Origin of the sequence: Arthrobacter sp. Marseille-P9274 (assembly GCF_946892675.1) — a bacterium.
In the GTDB taxonomy this organism is placed as follows: Bacteria; Actinomycetota; Actinomycetes; order Actinomycetales; family Micrococcaceae; genus Crystallibacter.
The window spans coordinates 1-2,348 of sequence record NZ_CAMPOV010000012.1; the positions used below are offsets into that span (position 1 = coordinate 1).

The following is a 2,348-nucleotide window of genomic DNA, read 5'->3' on the forward strand; positions in this document are numbered from 1 at the left end:
GGCCAGGCCTCAGCATTTTATTATGGTGATCCCCTGGGCGAAATGCGCCTGGTAAGCAGAGTTTTTGAAACGTAAGGCCTTTGAATAAGACAAAAGGCTGCCTCATCGCTAACTTTGCAACAGTGCCGAATTTAGCGCGGTCGCTAAACATTTCGGCACCACCCAGGTGCTGCACGATATCAATCTGAAAATTGATGCCGGTGAATACCGGCTGGCTGCCGACGATCCGGATGAGGAGAACACCCTCGCCACGGCAGTTTTCACCCTCGATGCCAACCACGTCAGGTGGCAAATTTTCGACATTAACCGCGACGATGCTAAATTTCAGGGAGAAGTGCGTGGGTGAGATAGCCGGTCGTCAGTCATAAAGGGCAGGGTAGTACCGTTGGCCCGGCGTTCGATAGTACCGTCCGGATACTGCCAGATATCGGCGTCCAGGGAGATGTCCTGAAGCGCGGTGTCCGGAATTTCAGGTTTGTGTCTCTACAAAGACTAACTATCAGAAAAACTCATCGAGCATCAAATGAAACTGCAATTTATTCATATCAGGATTATCAATACCATATTTTTGAAAAAGCCGTTTCTGTAATGAAGGAGAAAACTCACCGAGGCAGTTCCATAGGATGGCAAGATCCTGGTATCGGTCTGCGATTCCGACTCGTCCAACATCAATACAACCTATTAATTTCCCCTCGTCAAAAATAAGGTTATCAAGTGAGAAATCACCATGAGTGACGACTGAATCCGGTGAGAATGGCAAAAGCTTATGCATTTCTTTCCAGACTTGTTCAACAGGCCAGCCATTACGCTCGTCATCAAAATCACTAGCATCAACCAAACCGTTATTCATTCGTGATTGCGCCTGAGCGAGACGAAATACGCGATCGCTGTTAAAAGGACAATTACAAACAGGAATCGAATGCAACCGGCGCAGGAACACTGCCAGCGCATCAACAATATTTTCACCTGAATCAGGATATTCTTCTAATACCTGGAATGCTGTTTTCCCGGGGATCGCAGTGGTGAGTAACCATGCATCATCAGGAGTACGGATAAAATGCTTGATGGTCGGAAGAGGCATAAATGCCGTCAGCCAGTTTAGTCTGACCATCTCATCTGTAACATCATTGGCAACGCTACCTTTGCCATGTTTCAGAAACAACTCTGGCGCATTGGGCTTCCCATACAATCGATAGATTGTCGCACCTGATTGCCCGACATTATCGCGAGCCCATCTATACCCATATAAATCAGCATCCAGGTTGGAATTTAATCGCGGCCTCGAGCAAGACGTTTCCCGTTGAATATGGCTCATAACACCCCTTGTATTACTGTTTATGTAAGCAGACAGTTTTATTGTTCATGATGATATATTTTTATCGGCACTGTTGCAAATAGTCGGTGGTGATAAACTTATCATCCCCTTTTGCTGATGGAGCTGCACATGAACCCATGGCGGATTCAAGTACGAAGCGCAACAAAGATGAACCCGGTGACGGGTGGCTGAGGATGCCAAGGCATCATGGCCGCTCAAACCGCCAAGTCCAAGTTGCCCGATGTACAAGCACCTCAGCCGAGAAGAACGATACCAAATCCACAGTCTCTTGAAAGCCAATCACACCATCAGCGAGATTGCCCGCCTGCTGGGTCGAAGCCGCAGCACCATCAGCCGCGAATTGAACCGCGGTCGTGGTCAGCGCGGGTACCGCGCTGAGCAGGCGTGCCGCAAGGCAGCCCAACGAGCGCAGCGCAGCCGCAACGCCCGACGCGTGAGTGCTCAGGTCTGGGGCGATGTAGTGTTCTACCTTGGACTGCAATGGAGTCCTGAGCAGATTGCCCAGAAGGTTGCAGTCAGCCACGAGAGCGTGTACCTGCGTGTCTATGCGGACAAGGCCGCTGGTGGCAAGCTGCACCAGAACCTGCGCAGTCAAAAACCTCGGCGCAAACGCTATCTACACGGCCGCGACAGACGCGGGCAAATCCCCAACAGACGCCCGATCAGCGAGCGGCCAGGCCATATTGAAGAGCGCAAGCAGGTAGGCCACTGGGAGGGCGACACCGTCATTGGCGCAGCACACAAGCAGGCCATCGTGACTTTGGTAGAGCGCAAGAGCGGCTATGCCGTTTTGGCCAAGGTCAGCAACAAGACCGCTGATCTGGTGGGCCAAGCCATTGAGGACAAACTGGGGCCCTTGGCTGCGCGGGTGAAGACGTTGACGGTGGACAACGTCCTATGTCGGGAAGCAGCGGCGGGTTTTGGCCAGCAGATATCCATGCGCCGACAACCATCGGCGCGGCATGCAATCTGAGCCAGATGGCTCCCACCGTCAACGGGATCGCTCCCTGCC

2 protein-coding genes and 1 pseudogene are annotated in these 2,348 nt (G+C 52.0%); 2 read left to right on the forward strand and 1 reads right to left on the reverse strand.

The features are described 5' to 3' along the window. Window positions 1–75 (forward strand): annotated as a pseudogene (locus tag OC550_RS22230) (IS6 family transposase); the annotation flags it as partial. Between the two features lie 424 nt (window positions 76–499). On the opposite strand, the gene OC550_RS22235 reads toward OC550_RS22230, so the two are convergent. Beyond that, entirely contained in the window at window positions 500–1,315 is an 816-nt protein-coding gene (locus OC550_RS22235; protein WP_000018326.1) for an aminoglycoside O-phosphotransferase APH(3')-Ia, read from the reverse strand. A gap of 241 nt (window positions 1,316–1,556) precedes the next feature. On the opposite strand from OC550_RS22235, the gene OC550_RS22240 reads away from it, so the two are divergent. Continuing rightward, entirely contained in the window at window positions 1,557–2,309 is a 753-nt protein-coding gene (locus tag OC550_RS22240; protein WP_052448284.1) for an IS30 family transposase, read from the forward strand. Window positions 2,310–2,348 lie beyond the last annotated feature (39 nt).

Excerpts from the sequence above, each read along its gene's own strand:
- OC550_RS22235 (WP_000018326.1), bottom strand. The coding sequence starts at position 1,315 with ATGAGCCATATTCAACGGGAAACGTCTTGCTCGAGGCCGCGATTAAAT.
- OC550_RS22240 (WP_052448284.1), top strand. The coding sequence starts at position 1,557 with ATGTACAAGCACCTCAGCCGAGAAGAACGATACCAAATCCACAGTCTC.